Source organism: Phycicoccus sp. Soil802 (genome assembly GCF_001429605.1).
In the GTDB taxonomy this organism is placed as follows: Bacteria; Actinomycetota; Actinomycetes; order Actinomycetales; family Dermatophilaceae; genus Pedococcus.
This window is the reverse complement of sequence record NZ_LMSS01000002.1, coordinates 462,894-481,826: the sequence shown is the minus strand read 5'-3', so window position 1 is coordinate 481,826 and position 18,933 is coordinate 462,894. Positions and strand designations below refer to the sequence as shown.

Sequence of the window (18,933 nt, the reverse complement as noted above, 5' to 3'; positions counted from 1 at the left end):
GGCGAGGGCACGCTGGTTACATGGACGGGTGGCACCCCGAGGCGTGCCGAGCCGGGACCCGCTGGCCTGCATCGTGGTCGGCGGTGGGGACGTCGATGCCCTCGGCCCGGCGGTCACGGCCCTCGCCCCGGAGCTCTCCGGCGCCGCCGTCGTGCTCGTGCGGCTGCGCCAGCCCACGCCGGTCGCCTCGAGCGTGGTCCACGCGCTGGTGGACCTGTTGCAGGACAGGGGATGCAGCCCCGTCGTCGTCGGCGCGACCGTGCAGGCGTACGACCGCGACCGCGGGCACGACTCGGTGCAGGAGCTGGCTCGGCTCGCGGGTCTCGGTGGCCGCACGGCGACCGGCACGCGCTATGACGTGGTCGACCTCGGCCGCGACCTGGTCGCCGCACGGGTCCCCGACACGAGCGTGCTGTCCGGTCACCTCGCGTCCCGCGCGTGGGTGGAGGCGCCCACGCGGGTGGTGGCCGCCCGCGCGGTCACCGACCTGGTCGACGGGTATGCCGCGGGCCTCACGACGCTCCTCGGCGCGGCTCCCGAGGTGGCCGGTGCCGAAGCCGCGGACGTCGCTGCCGACCTCCTGGCCCACCTCGCACCGACGCTGGTCGTCGTCGACGCCCTCGAGGCGAGCGTGGGACCGGACGGCGGCCGGCTCGCCCAGACGCTCGACAGCCGCACCCTCGTGGTGGCCACCGACCTGCTCGCGGCTGACAGCGCCACCGCGGCGCTGCTCGGGCTCGACCGGTCGACGTCAGCCTTGTTCGAACGCGCCCTGCTCGCCGTCGGCCCCTCCCCGGGACGCACCGAGGGCCGCCTGACGATGCTGGAGGGCGCTCATGCGGCCCATCCGCTGGCCCGCGGCGCGGCGCGGTCGGTCGCGGTGGAGCCGCGCCTGGCGCGGGTCCTCAGCGCCGCCACCGGTGGGCCGGACGAGGGCGCGTCGCCCGCCGACGCGGTGCTGTCGACCGTGCGGGCTCTCCTCACCCCCTTGGTCGTCGCGGCCGACGACCCCGCCGGCCACCTTCCCCTCACGGCCGTCCTCGGTGCGGTCGGCGCCGCCCGACAGGGCGCGCTCGCCTGGTCCACCGGAGTGGACAAGGACACCGTCGACCGCCGTGAGGTACCCCTCGGATTCGACCCCGCGGCATACCCGGTCAGCGCCTATGACGGGCTGCCGGCGTTCTTCGCGGCGTTCGACGCGCTGGTGGAAGGGATCCCGGAGAACGCCGATGGGATGCGCTGGCGGCTCGTGGACGGGGCAACCGTGTTCGAGGTGGGCCGCGAGGTCCGGGCCGACTTCGACGAGTGGGTCGCCCGGGTGGACGTGGCCGCGGGCATCAGCCTGATGGCCGACTACCTCGGTGGGCGCCGGGTGACCGTCTCGTCGGCGCCGTCCTCCACCGGCACCACTCGCACGCGTCAGGCCGAGCGGAACCTCTACCTGCCCCAGCCCAACTACCTGGCAGCGTGGGGTGGTGAGCCGATCGACGTCTGCAAGATCGAGCTGGTCGAGCGGAGCCCGGACCGGCACCGGCTCACCTGGCGAACTGTCAGCAGCCCCAACGGTTCTGCGGAGTTCGACGACGGCAGCCTGACCTTCACCCGCACCCCGTCGGGCACCCTCGTGGTGGTGCGCGGGCGACAGCTCTTCGCCCTCCCCGCGACGTGGGCGGGCATCGACCTCGCCGCGGTGCCCGAGCTGCGGAACCCGTTGCTGGAGGAGGCCTACCGACGCTTCTTCACGACGACGTTCGACAACCTGGAGGCCTGCTTCGAGGGTCGCGGGTTCCGGATCGGACGACCGCCCATGGACCCCGCCGAACCCCTCCTGACGCAGGCCCTCGACCTCGTCCTCGGTGCGGTCACCGACTGGCTCGGCGACCGCCCGGGCAGCCCGGCCGGTCCCGACCCCACCGGGGGCGCCGCGAGGGCGACCGGTCCCGAGGTCGACGCGCAGGGCTTCCGCCACGTCCGGGGTGCGCGATGAAGGTCGCGGTCACCGGCGCCACCGGCATGGTGGGGGGCCAGGTCGTGGCGGCCGCCCTCGCGGCGGGGCACGAGGTGCTCGCGATCGCGCGGCCCGACCCCGAGCACCGCAGGACGCAGGTGAAGGTCGGAGTCCACACGGTGCCCGTCGCGACCGCGGCCCTCACCGACCCGCCCGCCCTCCGCGCCGCCATGCAGGGGTGCGACGCCGTCGTCCACTGCGCCGCGGTCTACGCCTTCGGTGCCGCCCGGGCCGCCGAGGTCGACCAGGTCAACACCGACGGCACCCGGGCCGTCCTCGAGGCAGCCGCCGCGGCCGGGATCGCGCGTGCCGTCGTCACCTCGTCGTCGGTGACCCGCGGGTCGAGCCTGCTCCCCCGGGCGCGGTCCGAACGAGACCACCTCGGGTCCGAACCAGCGCCGGCCTACTACGCCAGCAAGGTCGCCCAGGAGGAGATCGCCCTCGAGACCGGTCGCCGGCTGGACCTCGAGGTCGTGCTGGCCCTGCCCACCGTGGTCCTGGGTGGACCCTTCACCCGGCTCGCCCCGAGCAACGCCATCGTCCTGCGCTACCTGCTCGACCCGACGCGCAGCACCTTCCCCGGCGGGTGCAACGTCGTCGACGCCCGTGACGTCGGCGCAGGCCACGTGTGCCTGCTCGAGCGCGGGGTGGCCGGTGAGCGCTACCTGCTCGGCGGCGAGGACGTCAGCTGGCGCATGCTCCACAGCCTCGTGTCCGACCTCGCCGGGCTGCCCGGCCCCTTCGCAGAGATGGACGCGGGCAGCGCGTGGGCCGTCTCGGCCGCGACCGAGTGGTGGGCCCAGCTGCGGGACGCGACCCCGCTGACCACGCGCGAGGAAGCCTCCACCGTGGGCCGGTTCTACTGGTACACCTCGACCAAGGCCCAGGGCCTCGGGTATGCCGCGCGGCCGGCTCGCGCGTCGGTGGCCGCCTCACTGGCGTGGCTGGCGGTGAGCCCCGACCTGCCCCGATGGGCGCGTGAAGGACTGCGGTTGCACCCCGAGGTGCGCGCCGCCCGGGACCTGGTCGCCGCACCCCTGACGGATCCGGGGGAGGTCAGTCCGCGACCTCGACGGTCACCTCCAGCATGGCCTCGTCGCCGCCGCTGACGGTCACGCTCCCCACGTACTGCTGACCCGGCTGCACGACCGCCTCCTCGAGGTCGACCGAGATCCGGACCTGGTGCTCCTCCCCGGCCGGGATCGTCACGTGCTCGGGCTCGACCTCCAGGCTGAGCGCGACCACCGTGCCGGTGGCGTCGCGCAGGTCGCTGGGCTCCAGCTCGACGCGACGGGCGCGTGGGTGCCGGTTGACGACCGTGACCGTGCCCTGGGCGGTCTGCCCCACGGCCGCTCGCAGGTGCACCCGTGAGCGGCGGACCCCGTCGTCCGGCTCGGCCGGCGGCGCCGGCGGAGCGCCGGTGCGCGAGGTGGTGGTGCCGCGACGCACCCGCGTGCCGCCGGCAGCGGAGGCGTCGCTGATGATGCGGGCCGCACTCCGGGTGCCCAGCGCCATGAGCTCGCTGGCGTAGTCGAGGCCCAGGGCGCTGGCCTCACGCCAGTAGCGCGCGCCCTCGCGGCTCACGGCGTCGAGGTAGGCCTTGCTGGTGGTGGACCGGTCGACATCGCCGGACAGGGCCGCCCGGCCCAGCTCGAGCGACTGCTTGGCCAGGGTCGACTGTGACTGCAGGGCTTGGCGCGCCAGCTCGGTGATCCGGGCCAGCGTCTCGTCGGTGCTGTTCGTCTCCGTCATGACACTCCTCCTAGCAGCAGCATCCGCAGTCGCAGCCCAGGTCGACCGCGTCGCACTCCGCGGGCAGCACCACGACGGCGACCCGCTGCGGGCGCGCGCAGCCCTCGAAGCGGACGTCCGCATAGGCACTCACGCACGAGTCGACGTCGGCGGTCCGGCTCCTCGAGGCGACCACCACGTCCACGGACTCACGCGCCGCAGCTGCGGCTGCGGCCGCCTTGGTGGGCTTGGTGGGTGCGTCCGATGCCGGGTCCTTGGGCTCCGCCTTGTCGACCACGTCCGCGGACCTGCTGGTCGACGAGCCGTCGCCGCGGGTCGACACCAGCAGCCGGACCACCCTGTCCTCGCACGGCTTCAGGACGACCTTCTCCTCCTCCAGGACCGCGCGGATCTCGAGGTCGTCACCGTCGCAGCCGTGCCAGGGCCCGACCTCGAGGGACACCTCGCGCTCGCGACGCCAGGGGTTGTGGAGCCTGAAGGGCACCACGCGCACCTCACCGGCCCGGGCGTGGACGATCACGTCCGCCGCCGGCACGCAGCAGTCACACACATCGCCGCACCCGCACCGGTCGTGACAGCCGCACCCCTGGTGGTCGTGCCCGTGCTCGTGGTGGTCGTGCCCGTGCTCGTGGTGGTCGTGCCCGTGCTGGTGGTGGTCGTGCCCGTGCTCGTGGTGCTGGTCGTGGCCGTGGCCGTGGCCGCGCGCACCCTTCGACCGGCGACCGGGGGCTGTGCCGGGAGCACCCGGCATACCGAGCCCTGCTGCCTCGACGACCGGCGACCAGGCCTGCTGCCACTGGTCCCAGGCGGTCGTCGACTGGTCCACCCACTGCTGCACGGCATCGGCGAAGCCGTCGCGCAGGGAGGTGAGGTACTCGGGTGCGGTGGTGCTCATGGTGATCACTCCGATGGGTCGCGAGGCAGGATGATGACGTCGAGGTCGGCCGTGCCGACCGGGACCCGTGCGGTGTGCCGACGGGTGGGGTCGAGCTCGTCGGGGACGCTGAGGCTGCCCCGGAGCACGGAGGTGGTGCCCGGCGCGGCAGTCGTCGCGTCGGTCAGCGTGAGGGTGACGTCGGGGCCCGGGTCGGGTCCGCCGTCGTCGGTGCGGGCGCGCACGACGGCGGCCAGCGGGATCGGGAGGTTGCCGTCGTTGGTCACGGTGATCGTGACCGCCGAGCCGCCCACCTCGGCCATCACCCGCCGTGGCGAGACGTGCATCGAGAGGTCGGGCTCGACCCGTAGGACCGCCTCCCGACGGATGCCGCCCACCTCCACCTCCGCCGGGTACTCACCCGGCGGGGTGTCCGGCTCGAGTCGGAAGGAGACCGGGACCTGGGCCGTGGCACCCGGGGCGATCACGGCCGCGCCGGCGCCGGCGAGGGCCTGCTGCCCGCTGCGGTGCAGGGTGAGTCCCCGCACCGCGACGCGCTGGTCGACGGCGTTCTCCACCGAGACGGTCGCCCTGAGCAGACCGGGCGGCCCGGTCAGCACGATCGCGTCGGATGACGGCTGCGCTGCTGTGACCTTCGCGGGTGTGGCCTTCGCGGCCGTGGCCTTGGCGGCTGTGGCCTTCGCTGGTTTGCGGCGGGCGGTGGTCACGACGGGCTCACAGGTCGATCACGACGGGGCCGTGGTGCTCGGGCCGGATGTGCGCCGTGGCACTGCCGCGGACGGTGAGCGCGAACAGCTCCAGGCCGAGCACCGACCACCCCCACGTCTGCTCGTAGGGCGTGCAGACCTCGGTGGCTGGTGGCGGTCCGAGCTCGAGCCGCACGCAGGTGTCGACCGCCACCGGCTTGAGGTCGACGCTCGACGTCGTCGCGACGTTGGCGTTGGACGTGACGTCGGAGCTCGACTCGATGCTCGAGGTCGTGTTGACCGTCGACGTCGTCGTGACCGGCTCGAGGGTGATGGTGGCGTCACTGTGGACGGTGTTCTCGCCGTTGTTCGTGTTCGTGGTGCCACCCGCGAGGGTGAGCTTCATGTTGTCGAGCCCGGTGAGGCTCGAGGTCACGTCCGCAGTGACGTCGGAGCTGAACGTGTTTCCGCCGAAGACGGTGGTGTCGATCGTGTAGTCGGCCATCAGTGGGCTCCTGCGGGACTGGGTGCCTCGGACGAGGCGGCGTCGGGGCTGACGAGGTAGGAGTGGTGGAACCCGAGTCGGGGGTCACCCCACGCGGCCAACCGTGGGTCGAACTCCTGGAGCTCCGGCATGACGATCCGGTCGCGGACCGCCAGGGACGGGTAGTCGTAGACTGTGATGTGGTTCTGGCCGCGGTTCGCGGTGAACAGCAGGGTCTGGTCGGCCGAGAGCTGGCACGCATAGATGCCGTCGACCAGGGCGCCGCGGCTCACCCGCAGCGACTCGGCATAGAGGTTGGAGTTGCTGAAGAAGTTGCCGCGCATGACCGACTCGGCGACGGTGTTGGCCGACTGACGGGTGAGGGCGAGGCTCTCCAGCGCGCCCGGGTGCTCGTCGATGAGCCGGTGCTGGCTCAGCGTGAGCAGGTCGACAAAGACGACCGTGTGGCTGCCGCCGGTGCAGAAGATCAGCTCGGAGTCGGAGATCGTCACGTCGGAGTTGATGTGGGCCGGCAGGTCGCGGTCGGCGGCCCAGTGCCGCACCACCCGACCGTCCTCGGCGTCGATCTCGAACGCGTACTGGCGCAGCCAGGCCATGCCCCAGTGCTCGTAGTCCGAGCGGTCGGCGGCGTTGACCCTGAACGAGATCGCGTAGAAGACGTCGAGCACCGGATGGCAGACGACGTGCCAGCAGGTGGTCGGCAGGGTGATCCGGCGGACCTCGCCCGTCACGGTGTCGAGGATGCCGACCTCCTTGGCCTCACCCCTGGTCGGGTGGTCCATCCCGCCGTAGACGATGTAGCGGCCGGAGGCGGTGCGCTTCATCGCGTGCGGGATCTTCAGCCCGTGGGGTGCGACCTGCTCGGCCTTGGTGAGGCGGTTGACGTCGAACTTCCACAGGTGCTCGCCGATCGACGTGACGAACTGCGTGTCGTCGAGCCAGACCACGTGGGTGCTGCCCTTGATCGTGGTGTCGGGCACCTCGAACCGCAGGGTCGAGACCCGGTCGGCCTCCTCCAGCGTCGCGAGGTCGTAGAAGAGCAGGTGCTGACCCGTGTTGCCCAGGAAGCCGATCCGCCGGCTGGGGTCGACACTCGGCGCGTGCCCACCGGACGCTCCGCCGAAGTACGTGACCTTGTAGGCGTGGTCGCCGGTGACGGGGTCGTAGTGGAACAGGCACACGCCCGCCCGGCCCTCGAGCCCGTTCAGTCCGTTGCCGTCGAGGGCGACGTGAAACGCATATGGGTAAGTCCGCACTGGCAGCCCCGGCCCGCTCTGATACCCCAGCGGACCCGGCGGACCGCCGATTTCACGGTACTCGGGGTCCAACGGCCTCGAAAGCCCTCAACGACCATCCACTGAGACCAACCACGCCCACCGGAACCCAGATGCCCGTAATGGCCGGAATGCCCTACCAGCGCAGCGATCCCGCACCGCACCGATCAGGTGTCGGGCCAGATCATCGCCCAGCGCGAGGCCAGCGCCTTGCGGGTGCGCGCCGAGAGGCTGAGCCCGACGATCTCGGGCAGTGTCCACCACAGGGCCGACGACGTGCCGTCGGTGCGCAGCAGCGAGGGCTCCGCCCCGCACTCGAAGACCAGGTGCACGACGTGCAGGCCGTCCTCGACGAGGCTCTCGAGGTCGATCACCTCGACCCTGGTCGCGGCGATCGCCCCTGCGTCCGACACCAGCCGGCGCGCCCTGACCACTGGGTCCTCGCCCGGCGCGACCACGGCCCCGGGAAGGCCCCAGACGGGCTCCGACGGCGGGCGGGCGCGGTCCAGGAGCACGCGACGGTCCGGGTCCACGCCGAGCACGTGGACGGCGATACGCGTCGTCAGCGGCACGGCAGTGGCCAGCCCATTCATGCCTTCTCCCACGGTGGTTCGGCCTGTGAGCAGGCCACGTGTTGGTCGGCGGGCGCAGTCCCCGGCTCCCGTTCGACCCGAAGATGCTAGAGGAGCAGCCGGCCTGAGCCAACGACGGATGTCACCCGTGGGACGCGGACGTGCGGGAGGTGCCGAGGAGGTGCAGAGGAGGTGTGGAGGAGGTGCAGAGGAGGTGCAGAGGAGGTGCAGAGGAGGTGCAGAGGAGGTGCAGAGGAGGTGCACGGGGAGGACCGCGCGCCCGCCTCAGGACTTGAGGTCGGGGAACTGGTCGTCGCGGAACTCCTCGGACAGCGAGGTGCCGCCCTCGAAGGCGTGCTGCTCGCGGTCGCGGAGCTCCACCCGCCGGATCTTCCCCGAGATCGTCTTGGGGAGCTCGAAGAACTCGAGCCGGCGCACGCGCAGGTAGGGAGCGAGGTGGCCCCGGGCGTAGCCGAGGATCGCCTTGGCCGTCTCCGCATCGGGCTCCCAGCCTGGCGCCAGGGCGATGTAGGCCTTGGGCACCGCCAGCCTGGTCGGGTCGGGAGCCGGGACCACCGCCGCCTCCGCCACCGCCGGGTGCTCGATCAGCACGCTCTCGAGCTCGAACGGCGAGACCTTGTAGTCGCTCGCCTTGAACACGTCGTCGGTGCGACCGATGTAGGTGATGTAGCCGTCGGCGTCCCGCTGCGCCACGTCACCCGTGTGGTAGTAGCCACCGGCCATCGCCTCGGCCTGGCGCTCGTCGTCGCCGAGGTAGCCGGTCATCAGGTTGACCGGGTGCTTCGAGAGGTCGAGGACGATCTCCCCCTCGTCGGCGAGCTCACCGGTGAGCGGGTCGATCAGGGCCACCGGCACGCCCGGCATCGGCCGGCCCATCGACCCGGGCTTGAGCGGCTCGCCGGCGATGTTGCGCACCTGCAGGGTCGTCTCGGTCTGCCCGTAGCCGTCCCGGATCACCAGACCCCACGCCTTCTCGACCTGCGTGATCACCTCGGGGTTGAGCGGCTCCCCGGCCGCGAGCAGCTCGCGGAGCTCGCCCTTGCCGCCACTGAGGTCGGCCTGGATCAGCATCCGCCACACCGTCGGGGGCGCGCAGAAGGTCGTCACCTCGGCACGGCGGATCTGGTCGAGCAGGGCGGCCACGTCGAAGCGCGTGTAGTTGAAGACGAAGATCGTCGACTCCGCGATCCAAGGGGCGAAGAAGCAGGACCACGCGTGCTTCGCCCAGCCCGGGGAGCTGATCGCGAGGTGGACGTCGCCCGGCCTGGCACCGATCCAGTACATCGTCGACAGGTGACCCACTGGGTACGAAACCTGCGTGTGCTCAACGAGTTTCGGCTTGCTGGTCGTCCCAGAGGTGAAGTAGAGCAGCAACGGATCCGTGGCGGCGGTGGTGGTCTGGAACTCATGACCCACCACCGCATAGGCGTCGGCGTACGTGTGCCATCCATCGACCGCGCCGACAACCACGCGGAGGTAGTCGCCGGGCACCTCGTCGAACTTCGGGGCGTCGGCAGCGTTGGCCACGACAACCTTTGCCTCACCGCGGTCCACGCGGTCGCGCAGGTCGGCCGGCCCCAGGGCTGCCGTGGTCGGCATGATCACCGCGCCGAGCTTGAACACCCCGAGCATCGTCTCCCACAGCTCCACCTGGTTGCCGAGCATGAGCAGCACCCGGTCGCCCTTGCCCACTCCCAGGGATGCCAGCCAGACCGCGATCTGGTCGGACCGCAGGGCCAGCTCGTCGAAGCTCAGCTTGAGCTCGGACCCGTCTTCCTCGACGATCCACAGGGCGGTGGCGGTGTTGTCGCGGGCGATCTCGTCGAACCAGTCGACCGCCCAGTTGAACCGCTCCCCCACGTCGGGCCAACGGAACTCGCGCACCGCGCGCTCGTGCTGTCCACTGAGCGCGACGAGGGTGTCACGAGCTTCCCGGTATGCCGCGGTGCCGGGCCCTGTGGCGCGGGCAGAGGTGTCGTCGGGCGAGGTGGGTGCCATGCACCCGACCCTGCTACGACTGGCCGAGGTCGGCAAGCAGTGTGCTGTACCAGTCCGTCGTGGGGTCGAACGCCTTGCCGCCCTTGATCCGCTCGAACTCGATCGCCCGCAGGGCGTCGTCCTGGTCCTCGTCGTGTCCGACGACACCGGACTCACCCCGCAGGGCCGCGTCCACGGCATACGTCGTGCAGTCCTTGATCAGCGCGAGGTCGGCGTCGTTGGCTGCGGCGGACCGCGAGAAGTAGCCGCTCTTCTGCACCAGCACCTTGTCTGCCCCGAGCTGGTCGGCGAACTGCTTGGCGAACCACGCCCCCGGGTTGACCTTGTCGAGCTGCACGTGGCCGAACGGGTCGCGCGGCACGTCCTGCCCCGCGGCCTCCATCTTGGCCACGATCTCCGCGACGCCGGCGCCCTCGGAGATGAAGAGGTTCACGCCGTCGAACTCGTCCATGACGGTGCGCAGGCGGTTTGCCTCGCGGTCGATGTCGAGCGGTTGCTCGGGCACGTAGACGCCGTGGACGTCCCAGCGCTCGGCCGCGTTCTCCACCCAGCCGCTGAACTCGGCACCCTGCACCCACTGGTGGTGGGCCTGCGCGGTGGCCGCGGTCAACCACCCGCAGTTGCGTCCCATCACCTCGTGGACGATGAGCATGCGTGGGTTGGCGGTGTGCTCGGCGATGACGTTGCGGGCGAAGACCGCACCCTGCTCGGCCGCCGTCCAGGCGCCCAGGGACTGGCGGATCGGGATGACGTCGTTGTCGATCGTCTTGGGCAGGCCGACAACCGTCAGCTCGTAGCCGTTGGAGTGCAGGTATGCCGCGAGGTCGGCTGCGGTGCCGTTCGTGTCGTCACCGCCGATCGTGTGCAGGACGTCGACACCGTCGCGGGTCAGCTGCTCGGCCGCGACGTGCAGGGGGTCCTGCCCCTCCTGGACCAGCCCACGTTCGACGCAGTCCTTGACGTTGGTGAGCTTGACCCGGCTGTTGCCGATCGGGCTGCCCCCGAACCGGTGCAGCAGGTGTGCGTTGGCGCGCACCTCGTCGGTGACCTCCACCGAGTCACCGGTGAGCAGACCGGCATATCCGTTGCGGTAGGCCATGATCCGCACGTCGGGGGCAACCTCGGAGTAGCGCTCGATGAGGCCACCCACGGCGGACGACAGGCACGGGGCGAGGCCACCGGCGGTGAGCATGGCGACGGTCTTGACGGTCATGCGCCCACTCTGCCGTGTCGGGGGTGCCACTTCCACCGTGGTCTGAGGAGTGGGCTCAGCTGATCGACATGACGGCTCCCGAGCGTTCCCACCGGAGCACCGCGAGGAGCGCCGAGGTCGGCAGCGAGACGCAGCCCGCGGTGCCACCGCCGGTGTCGACGTGGAAGAAGATCGCCGAGCCCTTGCCCGGGGTGCGCGACTCGTTGTAGCCGATCACCTGGGCGTAGTTGTATGCCGGCGTGTTGAGCAGGTTCTCCGCCGAGTCCCAGCGACCGGAGACCGGCTTGCGCTGGTGGGTGTTGTAGAGGCTCGACTGGCTGTCGTCGACCCAGACGTCGTTGCTGTCGACGCGGAACCAGCCCTGCGCCAGGCCCGGGTTCGCCCTGGCACCGAAGCCGCCGCGCAGGGGGTAGGTGCCGGCGGGGGTCTTGAGGTCACCCTCGCGCTTGGACCAGCTCACGCCGTTGCGTCCGACGTGGCCGTAGAACGGACCGAGCTCACGAACGTAGCCAGTCGCCGTGCGACGACAGGCGCGCACGGCTGCGCTGGAACCGGACGACGTCACCAGGACGACCTGCGCCGCCCGCACCCCCGAGGGCACCCGGCAGGTCGGCGGCTTGGGCCTGGAGGTCGGCTTCGGGCTCGGCTTCGCCGTCGGCTTCGGGGTGGCCTTGCGAGTGCTGGTGACGGGCTTGGGGACCGGCTTGGTCGTGGTCGTCGCGGTGGTCGTGGTGCCCGTGGTGGTCGACGAGGGCGTGGTCGCGGTTGTGGACGACGAGGTGGGGGCGGCCGCCTCGGGGTCGGCACCACCGCAGCCGGCCAGGAGGACCGCGGCGACCACACCGAGCGCGCCGAGCACGGGACGTCGGGTCATCCAGCGCCGGCTCATCGGTCGAAGTGCTGGTAGTCGGGGTTGTTCCAGAGGCCGCCCCAGCGCAGGCCCTGGCTGGTGAAGGCCCGCACGGCTGCGCTGCCACTGGAGGAGAAGACCCCGGGGGCGGGGCCACGACGATGCAGCCAGTAGCGGTCGGGGTAGACCGTGCCGTCGTCCGCAACGTAGGGGTTCTCGAAGTCGTTGACGTCGATCGCCGTGCCGTAGGCGTGCTTGCTGTAGACCTTGCTGGCCTCCTCGCCGCCGACGTAGCGACAGTTGAAGGCAGAGGTGTTGTCGGCCTCCATGGCGGCGTAGTCGTTGGCCCCCGGGCCCTTGGGGTTCTTGCCCCAGGTCGAGTCCATCGGCTTCATCTGGCGGATCCGGAACTGCAGCGAGTAGAGCCGCGCGAAGGCCGCGGCGGTCTCGTCGGCGATGGACGCGTTGACCACGAGCGAGCCGCGCGAGCGCTTGCCGTCGAAACCCCAGAAGTTGACGCGGACGTAGCGCAGCTGGGAGCGGCCGACCGGGCAGCCCTGGGTCCACGAGACGCCGACCATGCGGTTCCAGACCGAGTCCGGCACCCGCGCGACCGATGCGTTGGCCCCCGAGCCGACGGCGGGTTCGTTCTTCGGGAACCGGACGGTCGGCTCGGCACCGGCCCGCGGCACGGGGGCGAGCGCCGTGACCGGCTTGGGCTTCGGCGGCGCCACGGTCGTGCTGCGGGACGGCGTGGCCTTGGTCGTGGTCGTCGAGGGCTTCGTCGTCCGGCTGGCTGTCGCCGTGGTCGTCGGGGGGGCCGTGGTGGTGCTCGTGGTGGTGGGGGCCACCGACGTGGGGGCGGCGGAGCCGCCCGGGTCACCCGCGCACGCCGCGAGGGCGAGGCACACGAGGGAAGCCAAGGACACGGCATACACGGGGCGAGAGGTCATCGGGCACCCACTGTGCCCTGTTCGTCCCCCTCGAATCCAGTCCGGGCGTGCCGTGCTCTCAGGTGCTGGTCACGTGCAGGGGCGGGCGACCGTGGGCGTGGGCTGTTTCGGGCGGGCCGGCAGGGGCGGGACCTCGCTGGTCGGGGTGAGGGCGGTGTAGGCATTGCCGATGACGAGGTCGAGCGTGGCGTCGAGGCGGTCGTCCTTGACCAGCTGTGCCCCGGGCACGTGGCCCTTGAGCAGGGCTGCGGCGAGGTCTCCCTGCTCGCCGTAGCGGATCACGGCGGTGCCGAGCTGCATGGTGCGCTGGGGGTCGTTGGAGACGTCCTTGACCTTGAAGCCGCGGCCGGCGATGTCGTCGGCGACGACCTTGGCCAGCCCGGTCTTGTAGGTGGTGTTGTAGACGTTGACCTTGACCTCGCTCGGGATCGGCTTGAGCCGTGGCGGGATGGCGACCATGTCCTTGTAGGCGAGCCCGACCACGACGTCGACCGAGGTGCCTTTGCGCGAGTCGGCGAACAGCTTCGCGCCGGGGATCTGGGAGGCGGTGAGCAGGGCCTGGTCGAGACCGTCGGGACCGTGGTGCACGACCGCCGACTGGGTGACGTACCAGGACTCGGGGGCGTTGCTGATCCCTCCGACGGTGAACTTCCGCTTGCCCAGCCCGGACGCGACCTGCCCGGCGACGCCGGTGCGGCCGGTGGCGTTCATGACGTTGACCGTGAACGAGGCCCTGGCCGGGGCGGGCACGACCACCGGGTTGCACGCCGGCTTCGGCGTCGGCGGGGTCATCCACCCGGCCGAGTAGGCGGCGGTGATGCTGGCGGTGCCCAGGATCACGCCGGGGATGGTGACGAACAGCATCACCTGACGCATCCGGTGCTTGCGCCACAGCTGTGTCGGTGTGAGGTTCTCGTCCTTCATGGCTGCCCCCTGGCTCGCGCTCCCGTTGAGTCCCAATAGTCACATCAGTCACATCTGTCACAGGTCAAGCGACACGCTGACGACCCGTTTCGTCACCGCTCTGTGATGGACACCCGGCCGTGATCGCCGCAGCCGCGGGACGGCGGTGCGCGAGGATGTCGCCCCATGACCTCCCCCGCCCACCTGACCCAGCGAGCGCGGCCCGGCGCCGTCCCGAGGGGCCGCCGGCTGGCCGCCGCCACGGCCGTGCTGCTCACCGTCGCGGTGGCCGTCGCGCTGGCCGCCCTCGCGGGCTGCGGTGGACCGGACCACCTCGAGGGCAAGGTCGTCGCGGTCGACGACACCGGCAAGGGCGACCGACCGCTGGCCGGCGGCTGGGTGGCCGTGTTCGAGGACGACGCCCTGCTCGGGTTCCTCTCCGGGGCCGGCATCGACGTGCCCAGCACCGGAGACCTGCCCTACGTGGGCGGGCGAGTGCTCCACGACGACGTCACCAGCGCCGGGGGGTCGTTGGCGAGCATCGACGCGGACGGGACGTTCGCGCTGACCGCGACCGGGCGGCATACCGTGTGCCGGCTCGTGGAGGCACCGCAGGTGGACGTCCTCAAGGGCTGTGCCGTGGTCGACCTGCCCGCGAAGGGCAGGCTCCAGCTCTCGGTCGGGGCGGCCGGCCTGCGGGCCACCCTCGACGACTGAGGCTCAGCGAACGACGGCGAGGTCCTTCGCGACGAGCTCGGCGACCTGCACCATGTTGAGCGCGCCGCCCTTGCGCAGGTTGTCGCCGCAGATGAAGAAGTCGAGCGTGTTCGGGAAGTCGAGCGCCTGCCGCAGGCGCCCGGCGAACCGCGGGTCGGACCCCACGATGTCGGACGGCGTCGGGAACTCCAGGCTGTCGGGGTCGTCGAGCACGACCACGGCCGGGGCCTCGACGAGCGCCTGGCGCGCCTCGGCGACGTCGATACGGCGCGCGAAGGTCGCGTGGACGGCCACCGAGTGGGTGGTGATGACCGGCACGCGCACGCAGGTCGCGGAGACGCGCAGGTCGGGCAGCCCCAGCACCTTGCGGGTCTCGTTGCGGATCTTCAGCTCCTCGGACGTCCAGCCGTCCTCGGCCGCGGTGCCGATCCAGGGCACGACGTTGAGGGCCAGCGGCGCCGGGAAGGGCGACAACGTGCCGAGCTCGTGCTCGATCAGTCGTCGCACGTCGCCGGACTGGTGCCCCAGCTCGCGGTGCCCGGCCACGACCTCCAGCTCGTCGTAGAGCCGGGCCATCCCGACGCGACCTGCTCCGGAGGCGGCCTGGTAGGAGGCGACGACCAGCTCGGTCAGCTCCCACCCGGCGTGCAGCACCCCGAGGGCGTCGATCATCGTCAGGGTCGTGGCACCGGGGTTGGCGATGATGCCCTTGGGCCGGTTGCGGATCTGCAGGGGGTTGACCTCGGGCACGACCAACGGGATGTCGGGGTCGCCGCGCAGGGCCGAGCTGTTGTCGATGACGACCGCTCCGCGCGCGGCCGCGATGGGCGCCCAGTGCGCCGCCACGGGGGGCGGCACGTCGACCAGGGCGATGTCCACGCCGTCGAAGAACTCCGCCGACAGCTCCTGCACCACCACCTCACGGCCACAGACGGTGAGCACCGTCCCGGCATCCTCGGGCGCAGCGGCAGCGCGGATCTCGCCCCAGATGTCGGCTCGCATCGCGAGCACCTGCTGGGTCACCGCCCCCACGGCTCCGGTGGCACCGACCAGGGCGAGGGTCGGGCGCGGGGCCTTCGAGGCGAGTGAGGTCACCGGCCGGTGCCTCCGTAGACCACGGCTTCGCCTTCCGAGGAGTCCAGCCCGAACGCCGAGTGCACGGCCCGGACGGCGTCGTCGAGCACGTCGGCCCGCGTGACGACCGAGATGCGGATCTCCGAGGTGGAGATCATCTCGATGTTAACGCCGGTGTCGGCCAGCGCCTTGAAGAAGGTCGCGGAGACGCCGGGGTGCGAGCGCATGCCGGCCCCCACCAGTGACAGCTTGCCGATCTGGTCGTCGTACTGGATGGACGCGAAGCCCACCGACTCCTGGACCTTCTTCAGGGCGTGCACGCCGGTCTGCCCGTCGGTCTTGGGGCAGGTGAACGAGATGTCGGTCAGGCCGGTCTCGGTCGCCGACACGTTCTGGACGATCATGTCGATGTTGATCTCGGCGTCGGCGCAGGTCTGGAAGATCGCGGCTGCCATGCCCGGGTGGTCCGGGACGCCGACGACGGTGATCTTGGCTTCGCTGCGGTCGTGTGCGACACCGGCGATGATCGGGGCTTCCACGGTGTCTCCTTCGGCTGGTTTGTCCGTGACGATGGTGCCCTCCTTCGCTGAGAAGGAGCTGCGGACGTGGATCGGGATGTCGAAGCGGCGGGCGTACTCGACGCTGCGCAGGTGCAGGACCTTGGAGCCGGAGGCCGCCAGCTCGAGCATCTCCTCGTTGGAGATGCGGTGGATCTTCTTGGCAGACGGGACGATTCGCGGGTCGGCGGTGAAGACGCCGTCGACGTCGGTGTAGATCTCGCACACCTCGGCGTTGAGGGCTGCGGCGAGCGCGACCGCGGTGGTGTCGGTGCCACCCCGACCCAGGGTGGTGATCTCCTTGGTGTCCTGGCTGACCCCCTGGAACCCGGCCACGATGACGATGTGCCCCTTCTCGAGCGCGTCGGTGACCCGCCCGGGGGTGACGTCGATGATGCGCGCCTTGCCGTGGCTCGAGTCGGTGATGACCCCGGCCTGGCTGCCGGTGAAGGAGCGCACGGTGTAGCCGAGGTCGGCGATCGCCATGGCCACCAACGCCATCGAGATGCGCTCGCCCGCGGTCAGGAGCATGTCCATCTCGCGCGGGGGCGGCTGGGGGCTCACCTCGTTGGCGAGGTCGAGCAGCTCGTCGGTGCTGTCGCCCATGGCCGAGACCGCCACGCAGACGTCGTTGCCGGCCTTCTTCGCCTCGACGATCCGCCGGGCGACGCGCTTGATGCTCGCGGCATCGGCGAGCGAGGAGCCGCCGTACTTCTGGACGACGATGGGCACGGTGCTTCTCCTGGGACCACGGCGGGCAGGTGCGGGTGGGACGGGCGGTCAGTCTATCTGCGGTCCTCATCGTGGGACGCGGGTGTCGTATGCCGGACGCGCGAGTGAGTACGAAAGCGGAGGTCAGGAGGTGGCTGCGCCGCTAGCCTTCGCGCATGAGCATCGAGGTGCAGGGGGTGCGGCGGGCGTTCGGGGACGTGCTCGCCGTGGAGGACATCAGCCTCACGGCTGAACCGGGCGAGGTCACCGCCCTCATCGGTCCCAACGGGTCCGGCAAGACGACGCTGTTGCTGATGTTGGCGACGCTGCTGGTCCCCGACCACGGGCAGATCAGAGTCGACGGGCTCGACCCGGTCACCCAGCCGACCGAGGTCCGGGCGAAGATCGGCTGGATGCCCGACGGCTTCGGCACCTGGGACGCGCTGACGGTGCGCGAGGTGCTGCTGACCATCGCCGCGGCATACCGGATCGCGCCCGACCAGGCGCGCACCCGCGCCGACGAGCTGCTGCACACCGTGCACCTGGACGACCTCGCGGACCGGCGCGCCCGCGTCCTGTCGCGAGGGCAGAAGCAGCGGCTCGGCCTGGCCCGCGCGCTGATCAACGACCCCTCGGTCCTGCTGCTCGACGAGCCGGCGTCCGGGCTCGACCCGCGCAGCCGCATCGAGCTGCGGGACGTGCTCCGGGGCCTGGCTGCCGAGGGCAAGACCGTGCTGGTCTCGAGCCACATCCTCACCGAGCTGCAGGAGGTGGCCGACCGCGCCGTCATCGTGGCGCGGGGGCGCAGCCTGGAGACGCAGAGCCTCGACGCTGGGTTCATCGCGACCGCCACGGCCTCGTGGCGGATCGACTCGCTCGACCCCGAACGGCTCGCGACCTGGCTCGAGGAGAGACACGTCCCCGCCACCAAGGTCGGTGGCGGCCTCACCGAGGTGGAGGTCGCCGGCGAGGAGAACGCAGCCCGCCTGCTGGCCGACCTGGTCGGGGACGGCATCCGCGTGATCGCGTTCGCCCCGAGCCAGGGTGCCCTGGAGTCCGCCTACCTCGCAGCGACGGAGGACCGGCGATGAGCTGGCACGGGATCAAGACCATCGCAGCGCTCGAGCTGCGTCAGCGCCTGCGCACGTCGCGGTGGCCGATCGTCTTCGGGATCTGGGTGCTGCTCATCGCGGGCATCAGCTTCCTGTCCTACTGGGCCACCAACGACCCCGACCTCCAGTCGGGCTCGGCGATGTACGACATCGTCGTGTTCTTCGTCCTCGGACTGTCGATGCTCATCGTCCCGTCGCTCACGGCGACCTCGGTGAACGGCGACCGCGAGCACGGCGTGCTCGCCACGCTCCAGACCACCCTGCTCACCGAGTGGGACATCGCGCTCGGCAAGCTGCTGTCCGCGTGGGTGGTCGCGCTGGCGTTCCTGGCGACCGCGCTGCCGTTCCTGGCGTGGGCGTGGGCCGAGGGCGGTGTCTCCGGCGGCCGGATCGTGCTGTCGCTGTTCGTGCTGGTGCTCGTGCTGGCCGTCGTCTGCGCCATCGGCCTGATGTTCTCGACGCTCACGGCCCGCCCGGTCTCCTCGGCGGTGCTCACCTACCTGACGATGGGCGCGCTCGTCTTCGGCACGACCATCGGGTTCGGGCTGAGCGCGTTCCTCGTGACGCAGCAGGAGAAGCAGCAGGTCTACGGCATCCCGGACACCTGGTGGGAGCAGCACCAGCCGCCGGCCTTCGACCCTGCCGACCCCAACCTGACTCCCGAGCAGCTCGAGGAGATCCAGAAGAGCCAGCGGCAGCCGACCCGCGCGGACTGCACCACGTTCACCCGGACCTCGACGGTCGCGCACACCGAGCGGATCTGGTGGATGCTGCCGCTGAACCCGTTCGTGGTCGTGGCCGACGCCGCACCCTCGGAGGCACGCAAGGACAACGGCCTGTACGCCAGCGGGTTCACCCCGATGCGGTGGATCAGCGCCGGCGTCCGAGCCGCCCGCAACGGGCCGAGCGACGTGCACGACGAGTGCACCGGCTACATCGTCAACGAGCCGCTGCAGGGCTCGGACGAGGGCGTCGACGACCCGTTCTCGAAGGCCCTCGACACCGCGCCGGTCTGGCCGTACGGGCTGGCCTTCCTGCTCGTGGCCGGTGCGGGTGCGACGGTCCTGGCCGGCAGCCGGCTGAAGACGCCGATCCGGCGCCTGCCCAACGGCACCCGCATCGCCTGACTGCG

18 protein-coding genes are annotated in these 18,933 nt (G+C 71.4%); 5 read left to right on the top strand and 13 right to left on the bottom strand.

Going from position 1 to position 18,933, the window contains the following annotated elements; all coding sequences use genetic code 11:
• The first annotated feature begins 28 nt into the window (after positions 1 to 28).
• Together ASG91_RS05665 and ASG91_RS05660 are read left to right on the top strand one after the other, a co-directional pair.
• On the top strand, positions 29 to 1,987 hold the full coding sequence (locus tag ASG91_RS05665) for a DUF362 domain-containing protein (RefSeq protein ID WP_162257505.1): 1,959 nt from the start codon (positions 29 to 31) through the stop codon (positions 1,985 to 1,987).
• Entirely contained in the window at positions 1,984 to 3,117 is a 1,134-nt protein-coding gene (locus ASG91_RS05660) for an NAD-dependent epimerase/dehydratase family protein (protein ID WP_056921616.1), read from the top strand. The genes ASG91_RS05665 and ASG91_RS05660 overlap by 4 nt, the downstream gene beginning before the upstream one ends.
• On the opposite strand, the gene ASG91_RS05655 is transcribed toward ASG91_RS05660, so the two are convergent.
• The 11 genes from ASG91_RS05655 to ASG91_RS05605 all read right to left on the bottom strand — a co-directional run bounded on the left by ASG91_RS05655 (position 3,065) and on the right by ASG91_RS05605 (position 13,651).
• On the bottom strand, positions 3,065 to 3,760 hold the full coding sequence (locus ASG91_RS05655; RefSeq protein WP_056921615.1) for a hypothetical protein: 696 nt from the start codon (positions 3,758 to 3,760) through the stop codon (positions 3,065 to 3,067). The two genes, ASG91_RS05660 and ASG91_RS05655, sit on opposite strands and share 53 nt — an antisense overlap.
• A gap of 10 nt (positions 3,761 to 3,770) precedes the next feature.
• On the bottom strand, positions 3,771 to 4,655 hold the full coding sequence (locus ASG91_RS20995) for a hypothetical protein (protein WP_200961230.1): 885 nt from the start codon (positions 4,653 to 4,655) through the stop codon (positions 3,771 to 3,773).
• A 5-nt stretch (positions 4,656 to 4,660) separates the two neighbouring features.
• Positions 4,661 to 5,362, bottom strand: coding sequence for a hypothetical protein (locus tag ASG91_RS05645; protein WP_056921613.1), 702 nt, complete (start codon positions 5,360 to 5,362; stop codon positions 4,661 to 4,663).
• A gap of 7 nt (positions 5,363 to 5,369) precedes the next feature.
• On the bottom strand, positions 5,370 to 5,846 hold the full coding sequence (locus ASG91_RS05640) for a hypothetical protein (RefSeq protein ID WP_056921612.1): 477 nt from the start codon (positions 5,844 to 5,846) through the stop codon (positions 5,370 to 5,372).
• Positions 5,846 to 7,102 carry a hypothetical protein gene (locus tag ASG91_RS05635; protein ID WP_056921611.1) on the bottom strand — a complete coding sequence of 419 codons (1,257 nt, stop codon included), beginning with the start codon at positions 7,100 to 7,102 and terminating at the stop codon, positions 5,846 to 5,848. The genes ASG91_RS05640 and ASG91_RS05635 overlap by 1 nt, the downstream gene beginning before the upstream one ends.
• 185 nt (positions 7,103 to 7,287) lie before the next feature.
• Positions 7,288 to 7,713: an NUDIX domain-containing protein gene (locus tag ASG91_RS05630; RefSeq protein WP_056921610.1), complete on the bottom strand. Its 426-nt coding sequence runs from the start codon at positions 7,711 to 7,713 to the stop codon at positions 7,288 to 7,290.
• A gap of 264 nt (positions 7,714 to 7,977) precedes the next feature.
• Complete coding sequence (locus ASG91_RS05625) at positions 7,978 to 9,711, bottom strand: AMP-binding protein (RefSeq protein ID WP_056921609.1); 1,734 nt, start codon at positions 9,709 to 9,711, stop codon at positions 7,978 to 7,980.
• Between the two features lie 13 nt (positions 9,712 to 9,724).
• Positions 9,725 to 10,924, bottom strand: a complete 1,200-nt coding sequence (locus ASG91_RS05620) for a pyrophosphate--fructose-6-phosphate 1-phosphotransferase (protein WP_056921608.1) — start codon at positions 10,922 to 10,924, stop codon at positions 9,725 to 9,727.
• Between the two features lie 55 nt (positions 10,925 to 10,979).
• Complete coding sequence (locus tag ASG91_RS20990) at positions 10,980 to 11,798, bottom strand: L,D-transpeptidase (protein WP_056921607.1); 819 nt, start codon at positions 11,796 to 11,798, stop codon at positions 10,980 to 10,982.
• 11 nt (positions 11,799 to 11,809) lie between these two features.
• Positions 11,810 to 12,727, bottom strand: a complete 918-nt coding sequence (locus ASG91_RS05610; RefSeq protein WP_082593935.1) for a M15 family metallopeptidase — start codon at positions 12,725 to 12,727, stop codon at positions 11,810 to 11,812.
• Between the two features lie 69 nt (positions 12,728 to 12,796).
• A complete protein-coding gene (locus tag ASG91_RS05605; RefSeq protein WP_056921605.1) occupies positions 12,797 to 13,651 on the bottom strand; it encodes a LytR C-terminal domain-containing protein in 855 nt (284 codons plus the stop codon).
• A gap of 165 nt (positions 13,652 to 13,816) precedes the next feature.
• On the opposite strand from ASG91_RS05605, the gene ASG91_RS05600 reads away from it, so the two are divergent.
• The gene (locus ASG91_RS05600) at positions 13,817 to 14,347 is read left to right on the top strand and encodes a hypothetical protein (protein WP_056921604.1); all 531 of its coding nucleotides are present in this window, start codon (positions 13,817 to 13,819) and stop codon (positions 14,345 to 14,347) included.
• Between the two features lie 3 nt (positions 14,348 to 14,350).
• Here the strand turns inward: ASG91_RS05600 and ASG91_RS05595 are convergent, their stop codons facing one another.
• Both ASG91_RS05595 and ASG91_RS05590 read right to left on the bottom strand, forming a co-directional pair.
• Positions 14,351 to 15,442: an aspartate-semialdehyde dehydrogenase gene (locus ASG91_RS05595; protein ID WP_056921603.1), complete on the bottom strand. Its 1,092-nt coding sequence runs from the start codon at positions 15,440 to 15,442 to the stop codon at positions 14,351 to 14,353.
• Positions 15,439 to 16,710, bottom strand: coding sequence for an aspartate kinase (locus tag ASG91_RS05590; RefSeq protein ID WP_056921602.1), 1,272 nt, complete (start codon positions 16,708 to 16,710; stop codon positions 15,439 to 15,441). The genes ASG91_RS05595 and ASG91_RS05590 overlap by 4 nt, the downstream gene beginning before the upstream one ends.
• A gap of 155 nt (positions 16,711 to 16,865) precedes the next feature.
• Between ASG91_RS05590 and ASG91_RS05585 the strand changes: the two genes are divergently transcribed.
• A complete protein-coding gene (locus ASG91_RS05585; RefSeq protein WP_056921601.1) occupies positions 16,866 to 17,780 on the top strand; it encodes an ABC transporter ATP-binding protein in 915 nt (304 codons plus the stop codon).
• Positions 17,777 to 18,928: an ABC transporter permease gene (locus ASG91_RS05580; RefSeq protein ID WP_056921600.1), complete on the top strand. Its 1,152-nt coding sequence runs from the start codon at positions 17,777 to 17,779 to the stop codon at positions 18,926 to 18,928. Before ASG91_RS05585 ends, ASG91_RS05580 begins: the two co-directional genes overlap by 4 nt.
• Positions 18,929 to 18,933: the final 5 nt, after the last annotated feature.